The sequence below is a fragment of the Streptomyces sp. LS1784 genome, from assembly GCF_020103755.1.
Lineage (GTDB): Bacteria > Actinomycetota > Actinomycetes > Streptomycetales > Streptomycetaceae > Kitasatospora.
The window spans coordinates 1-7,269 of record NZ_JAHSQD010000415.1 but is presented as its reverse complement, the minus strand read 5'-3'; the positions used below and the strand labels follow the sequence as shown (position 1 = coordinate 7,269).

The window sequence follows — 7,269 nt, the reverse complement described above, 5'->3', positions numbered from 1 at the left end:
CGCCCCAGGCGGCGAGCACCGCGCGCCGGCGGTCGGCGCGCAGCAACGCGGCCAGCGCGGCCAGCACGACACCCGCCGAGAGCCAGATCGGCGGCACTCCGGCGCCACCCGGGTTGACCAGCAGCAGGCCGGCCGCGCTCGCACCGGTGCTGTGCAGGCCGGGCAGCCCGGCCTCCAGCAGCAGCCACTGCGGGTGCGACAGCACCTTGAGCGACCACGGGGCCAGCACCGCGACCGGCACGGCCAGGATCACCAGGACGCGCAGGCCGAGCAGCCGCAGCGCCGTACCGCCGGAGCCGAAGGCGCCGCCGCGCAGCACCGCGACGACCAGCATCGCCAGGCAGAGCGGCACCGCGAGCGCCCACGTTATCGGGACGAAGGCGGTGGCCAGGGTGAGCAGCAGGACGGTCATCCAGACCGGGCGCCAGCCCGGGCGGGCGCCCTTGGCGGCGCTCTCGTCGCGGATGCCGAGGCCGGCCGCGATGGCGGCTGCGCGGGCCAGCGGCGGCAGCAGCACGGCGAGCACGGCGGTGCCGATCCGGCCCTGGGCGAGCGCGCCGGTCGCGGCGGGCAGCAGCGCGTAGGTGGCGCTGGCCCAGGCGCGGACCAGCTTGGAGTCCAGCAGCGGCCGGGACACCAGGTAGGCGCTGACCGCGGACAGCGGGACGGCGAGCACCACGATCAGGGTGAGCGCGAGGTCGGCGTGGTCGAACAGCAGCCAGGAGAGCACCGCGAGCACACCGAGGTACGGCGGTGCGGCGGCGGTGGAGCCGGTGCCGACCGGGTGCCAGGCGTCCGCGTACATCGACCAGAGGCCGCCGGCGCCGTCGGCCGCGGGCAGCAGGGCGCCGCCGAACAGCTCCCCGCTGCCGAGCAGGCTGCGACAGGCGACCAGGGCGAACACCAGCAGGGCCGCGAACAGCACCGGCGCCGGGCGCCGGGCGAGCTTCTTGACCAGCGCGAACTGCTCGACGACCAGGTCCTCGGCGTCCTCGTCACCGCCGGCCTCGGCCGAGCCGTGCCGGCCGCCGGTGTCGTCGCCGCCCCCTATCCCGAGCGAGCCGATGACGCCCTCGACCGCCAGCCGGGTGGTGGCGCCGGGGGCCGGGAAGAGCGTGCGGTCGTCCAGGGCGTCCGCCGCCCTGGACCGGGCGCGGCGTTTGCGCGAGGCCATCAGCCTCGGGAAGCGGACGAGTTCGTGGCCGAGGCCGGCGAGTTCGTCGAACGCCTGGCGCGGGTCCTTGCCGAGCAGGTTGGTCACGGCCCGCACCAGGGTGCCGAGCACCAGCCGCAGCAGGACGTAGGGGAAGAGCGCGCCCTTGCAGTTGGCGAGCAGGGTGTAGACCGCGCCGGCCTTGTCCATCCGGTGCGGGTGGGAGGGACCGCAGTCGATCGCGCGGCGCTCGCGGCTGGCCGCCTCGGCGTGCCGCAGCACCGAGTCGGGGGCTACCACCACCCGGTGGCCGGCGGCGTTGACCCGCCAGCAGAAGTCGGTGTCGTCCCGCATCAGCGGGAGGGCCTTGTCGAAGCCGCCGAGCTCCTCGAAGACGTCCCGGCGCACCAGCATGCCGGCGCTGGAGACGGCGAGCACCGGGCGGACCTGGTCGTGCTGGCCCTGGTCCTGCTCACGGCGGTCGAGGCCGGTCCAGCGGCGGCCGGAGCGGGCGATGGTGACGCCGACCTCCAGCAGCTGGCGGCGGTCGTACCAGCTGCGCAGCTTGGGCCCGACCACGGCGGCGCTGGGGGTGGAGTCGGCGACCTGGAGCAGTCGGCGCAGCGCGTCGGTCTGCGGCTCACAGTCGTCGTGCAGCAGCCAGAGCCACTCGACCGGCCGGGTCTCGCGCGGGCCGCCGCGGCCGAGGTCGTCCTCCTGGGCGAGCGGGTCGCCGAAGTCGTCCCAGCCGCCGGTGACCGGGTCGTAGCCGGAGGGGTCGAGCCGGTACGGCAGGTCCTCGGGGCGCAGCGGCGGGCTGTTGAACACGGCCTCGGCGACGGCGGTGCCGAAGCCGGCCCGGCGGCCGAGGACCAGCGGGCCGCTGTCGGGCAGCCAGTCGGCGAGGGTGTCCGCGAGCAGTTGCGGAGAGTTGTCGGTGGATCCGGTGTCGACCGCGAGGATCCGCTGGACCTGGCGGTCCTGACCGAGCAGGCCGGCCAGGGCCTGCGGGAGCCAGCGGGCACCGTCGTGCGAGACGATCACGGCGGTGACCAGGTGGCGCGGGTAGGCGGGCGGCCGGGAAGCGGTGAAGCCGCTCTGGTGGCTGTAGACGGTCATCGAGTGCGCGGGCCCCAGTTCTCGGTGGACACAGCCGGTGAACGGCAACCGGATGGCGCACCACACTAACGGCTCCGGGTGGCCGCCTCGTCCGGGGTGTGCGTGCGGAGGCGGTGAAGGGGGCTCCGGGAACACGAAAGCGCCCCACCATCGCGGTGAGGCGCCCGTACGGCTGTGCGGCTGTCCGTCGCTGTCGAAGGGTCAACGGGGCCGGGGGCCGCCCCGGTCAGACCGCGCTCTTCTTGAGCCGACGGCGCTCGCGCTCGGAGAGGCCGCCCCAGATGCCGAAGCGCTCGTCATTGGCGAGGGCGTACTCCAGGCACTCCGAGCGGACCTCACAGGCGAGGCAGACCTTCTTGGCCTCGCGGGTCGAGCCGCCCTTCTCGGGGAAGAAGGACTCGGGGTCGGTCTGGGCGCACAACGCGCGCTCCTGCCAACCGAGTTCCTCCTCGTCCTCCGCGATGCCGTCCCCGATCAACAGCTCAAAGAGCTCGCTCATGTGGCGCGCCTCCTCTGCCCCTACTTGGCGTCCCCGTGGTTGCCGTTGCCTCCTGCGGCTGACGACACGAGTGAAATTACAGTTGCGTCACTCTGGCCCAGTCAAGCCGAGCTCTGGTATTGGGGCCGGGATTCACTCCCTGGCACCAAGCCGTTACGAATAGTGTACATATTCGGACACACCGGACCTTCTGCCTCAAGGTCCTGAACGGTGCCGAATCATCCGCAACCATTCACCAAGTGACGTCCGGTCACCGCCACAGGCCGGTCATCGGCCTGCCTTCCCGACGATCTTCCCATCGAAACATAGAGAGTGATGAATCACCCCATCCGGGCAAGATCCGGACCTAACCCACTCGAATGCCGCATCCTTCGGTTTGACACCGGCCCTGCGAATGCGGTGTCCTTGCTTCCATGTCAGAGTTCGCCAGCCCCCGGAGCGGTTCCACCCTCCGCCGTGCCGTGAACTCTTGTTGTCGCCTCTGTTCCTGCTGTATCTAGGCGCCCGCGTCCCACCGCGCGCCGCCCCAGGAAGCACAGAGGCCGCCCGCGATTCCCGCCCCAGGACATCCCGGATCCGGCTGATCCCGACGAACCAGCCGACACTTCCGAGGACGACTCCCGTGCGCATGATCCGCATCCGCAAGCGGAACCGCGACCGCAACAAGCTCGCCCGCCGTGGCCCCGCCACCGTCCGTACCGGCGGCCCCACCGGCGCCCGGACCCCCCAGTGGGCCGACGGCCTCTGCGACGTCTCCATCGCGGGCGACCCGCTCGCCTTCCCGCACCTGGCCCGCACCGACCTACCGGCCCACCCCGCCACCGTCGCCGCGTACGCCCGGCTGGTGCGCGAGATCGCCGCCGACCGCGCCCGCTGGGAGCCGCTGGTCCGCTACGACGCGCTGACCCGCTGGTACGCCCGGCTGGAGACCGGCCCCGGCTACGAGGTCTGGCTGCTCAGCTGGCTGCCCGGCCAGTCCAGCGGCTTCCACGACCACGGCGAGTCCTCCGGCGTGATGAGCGTCGTCAAGGGCGAGCTGATCGAGCGCTCCCTCACCCTCCCCCAGCCTTCGGCCGGGGGTACCCCCGGCGGCGCAATCGCCCGCACCCTGCGGCCCGGCCGGCAGCGGGTGTTCTCCTCCGGCTACCTGCACGAGGTCGTCAACGGCGCGCTCGAACCCGCCGTCTCCATCCACCTCTACGCCCCGGGCCTGACCGAGATGAACCAGTACGGCGCCACCGCCGTCCCCGAGCAGCACCCGGAGCAGCAGGCACAGGCCGAGTCGCACTGATCACGGGCTGACGGAAAGTCGGACCGTGGCAGGATGAACCCATGCGCATCGTGGCACTGGCAGGCGGAATCGGCGGAGCGCGCTTCCTGCGCGGACTCCGCGCGGCGGTCGGACCGCAGGACGAGATCACCGTCATCGGCAACACCGGCGACGACATCCACCTCTACGGCCTCAAGGTCTGCCCCGACCTCGACACCGTGATGTACACCCTCGGCGGCGGCATCAACGAGGAGCAGGGCTGGGGCCGGACCGACGAGACCTGGTCCATCAAGGCCGAGATGAAGGAGTACGGCGTCGGCCCCGAGTGGTTCGGGCTCGGCGACCGGGACTTCGCCACCCACCTCGTGCGCAGCCAGATGCTCACCGCCGGGTACAGCCTCAGCCAGGTCACCGAAGCGCTGTGCGTGCGCTGGAAGCCGGGCGTACGGCTGCTGCCGATGAGCGACGACCGCGTCGAGACCCACGTGCGGATCACCGACGAGCAGGGCACCCGGGCGATCCACTTCCAGGAGTACTGGGTCAAGCTGCACGCCGCGGTGGACGCCGAGGCGATCGTCCCGGTCGGCGCGGACACCGCCAAGCCCGCGCCCGGCGTGCTGGAGGCGATCGCCGAAGCGGACGTCATCCTCTTCCCGCCGTCCAACCCGGTGGTCTCGATCGGCACCATCCTCGCCGTCCCCGGCATCCGGGAGGCCATCGCCGCCGCGCCCGCGCCGGTGGTCGGGCTCTCCCCGATCATCGGTGGGGCGCCGGTGCGCGGCATGGCCGACAAGGTGCTCGCCGCCGTCGGCGTCGAGGCCACCGCGGAGGCGGTCGCGCTGAACTACGGCAGCAGGGCAGCGCTGCGGAGCAGCTCGGGCGAGGGTGGCGGCGGGCGACCGGTGGGCCTGATCGACGGGTGGCTGGTGGACACCGCCGACGAGGCCTCGGTGGCCGCCGTCGAGGCCGCCGGGATCGCCTGCCGGGCCGTCCCGCTGCTGATGACCGATGTCGAGGCCACCGCCGAGATGGCGCGCACGGCGCTGGCTCTGGCGGAGCAGGTGCGGAAGTGACACTGGAAATCCTCGGCGTCGAGGGGCTGCCCGAGATCGAGGCCGGGGCGGACCTGGGCGAACTCATCGCCAAGGCGGGGACGTACCAGGACGGCGACATCCTCCTGGTCACTTCGAAGATCGTCAGCAAGGCCGAGGGCCGGCTGCTGCACGCCGCCGACCGCGAGGCCGCGATCGACGCCGAGTCCGTCCGGGTGGTCGCCCGGCGCGGGCCTGCCCGGATCGTGGAGAACCGCAACGGCTTCGTCATGGCCGCCGCCGGCGTCGACGCCTCCAACACCGCCCCCGGCACCGTGCTGCTGCTGCCCGAGGACCCGGACGCCTCCGCCCGGGTGCTGCGGGCCCGGCTCCAGCAGCTCACCGGCCGCCGGCTCGCCGTCGTCGTCACCGACACCTTCGGACGGCCCTGGCGCAACGGCCTGACCGACGTCGCGATCGGCGCCGCCGGGCTCGCCGTCCTGGAGGACCACCGGGGGCGCACCGACAGCCACGGCAACCGGCTGGAGCTGACCGTCACCGCGACCGCCGACGAACTCGCCGCCGCCGCCGACCTGGTGAAGGGCAAGGCCACCGGCGTTCCGGTGGCGGTCGTGCGCGGACTCGGGCACCTGGTCACCGCCGAGGACGGCGCCGGCGCCCGGCCGCTGGTCCGGCCCGCCGTGGACGACATGTTCCGGCTCGGCACCTCCGAGGCACTGCGGCAGGCCGTCACCCTGCGGCGCACCGTCCGCTCCTTCACCGCCGAGCCGGTCGATCCGGCCGCCGTCCGACGAGCCGTCGCCGCCGCCGTCACCGCGCCCGCCCCGCACCACACCACGCCGTGGCGGTTCGTACTGCTGGAGTCGCCCGACACCCGGGTACGGCTGCTCGACGCGATGCTCGCCGCCTGGCAGCGCGACCTGCGCGAACTCGACGGCTGGGACGAGGCGAAGATCGCCCGGCGCACCGCCCGCGGCAACGTCCTGCGCGACGCGCCGTACCTGGTGGTGCCCTGCCTGGTGATGGACGGCTCGCACGACTACCCCGACCCGCGCCGGGCCACCGCCGAGCGGGAGATGTTCACCGTCGCCGCCGGCGCCGCCGTGCAGAACCTGCTGGTCGCCCTCACCGGCGAGGGCTACGGCTCCGCATGGGTCTCGTCCACCATGTTCTGCCGCGACACGGTACGGGCCGCGCTGGACCTCCCGGACAGCTGGGACCCGATGGGCGCCGTCGCCGTCGGCCGCCCCGCGGAGCCGCCGAAGGCCCGCCCCGAACGCGGGGCCGACGCCTTCATCGAGGTGCGGTAGGAATCAGAGGCTTCGGCAGGTCTCGCGGCGGTTGCCCGCCTTCACGACGAGCAGCACCTCAGCGGTTGCGGTGGTCGTTGGGGGTCAGGCGGGGGCCGTAGCGGGGGGCGCGGGCGCCGGTGGACAGCAGGAGGCGGCAGACGCGGTGGCGCTGGGGGCGGTAGGGCTCCAGCAGGGCGAGCATCTGGGCGTCGTCGCTGCGGGGGCGGCCGGCCAGCGCCCAGCCGACCAGGTTGGGCAGGTGGAAGTCCCCGACCGACACCGCGTCCGGATCGCCGTTGCTGCGCTGCAGGGTCTCGGCGGCCGTCCAGACCCCGATGCCCGCAACCGTGGTGAGGCGGGCGAAGGCCTCCTCGTGGCCCATCGCCGAGGCCGCCTCCAGCCGCGGCGCCAGCCGGACCGCCCGCATGATCGTCGCGGAGCGCTTGGGATCCACGCCCGCCCGGTGCCACTCCCAGCTCGGCACCATGGCCCACTCGCGGGCCGACGGCGCCACCCGCATGCCCTCGGCCGGGCCCGGCGCCGGAGTGCCGAAGTCCCGCAGCAGGATGCGCCACGCGCGGTAGGCCTCGTCGGTGGTGACCTTCTGCTCCAGGATCGCCGGGACCAGCGACTCCAGCACCAGGCCGGTCCTGGTCAGCCGGACTCCGGCGGTACGGCGCTGGGCGTCCCGCAGCGGGCCGGGCGGCAGGACCAGGGCCTCCGGGGCGTCCTCGGCGCCGAGCAGGGCGGGGAGTCGGTCGAGGAGCCAGTCCGCGCCCGGACCCCAGGCGCTCGCCTCCACCTCGCCGGCGGCCGGACGCGGCAGCACGCGCAGGGTGCCGATGCCGGCCGGGGTGCGGGAGGCGCGCCAGACGGCGCCGTCG

General features: G+C 73.7%; 6 protein-coding genes. 3 read left to right on the top strand and 3 right to left on the bottom strand.

What is annotated here, in order from left to right:
* Together KS423_RS33090 and KS423_RS33085 are read right to left on the bottom strand one after the other, a co-directional pair.
* Positions 1 to 2,272 (bottom strand): glycosyltransferase family 2 protein (locus KS423_RS33090; RefSeq protein WP_224283449.1); only part of this gene is annotated, 2,272 nt, incomplete at its 3' end.
* 226 nt (positions 2,273 to 2,498) lie between these two features.
* The gene (locus KS423_RS33085) at positions 2,499 to 2,771 is read right to left on the bottom strand and encodes a WhiB family transcriptional regulator (protein WP_030062195.1); all 273 of its coding nucleotides are present in this window, start codon (positions 2,769 to 2,771) and stop codon (positions 2,499 to 2,501) included.
* 622 nt (positions 2,772 to 3,393) lie between these two features.
* On the opposite strand from KS423_RS33085, the gene KS423_RS33080 reads away from it, so the two are divergent.
* Genes KS423_RS33080 through KS423_RS33070 form a run of 3 tightly spaced genes read left to right on the top strand, consistent with a single transcriptional unit; the run spans position 3,394 to position 6,403 of the window.
* Positions 3,394 to 4,062, top strand: a complete 669-nt coding sequence (locus tag KS423_RS33080; RefSeq protein ID WP_224283448.1) for a cysteine dioxygenase family protein — start codon at positions 3,394 to 3,396, stop codon at positions 4,060 to 4,062.
* Between the two features lie 41 nt (positions 4,063 to 4,103).
* Positions 4,104 to 5,114, top strand: coding sequence for a 2-phospho-L-lactate transferase (cofD, locus tag KS423_RS33075; RefSeq protein WP_224283447.1), 1,011 nt, complete (start codon positions 4,104 to 4,106; stop codon positions 5,112 to 5,114).
* Positions 5,111 to 6,403, top strand: a complete 1,293-nt coding sequence (locus KS423_RS33070) for a coenzyme F420-0:L-glutamate ligase (RefSeq protein ID WP_224283446.1) — start codon at positions 5,111 to 5,113, stop codon at positions 6,401 to 6,403. The genes cofD and KS423_RS33070 overlap by 4 nt, the downstream gene beginning before the upstream one ends.
* A gap of 58 nt (positions 6,404 to 6,461) precedes the next feature.
* Here KS423_RS33070 and KS423_RS33065 read toward each other — a convergent pair.
* Positions 6,462 to 7,269, bottom strand: an 808-nt coding sequence (locus tag KS423_RS33065) for a DNA-3-methyladenine glycosylase (RefSeq protein ID WP_224283445.1), incomplete at its 5' end; no start/stop codon positions are given.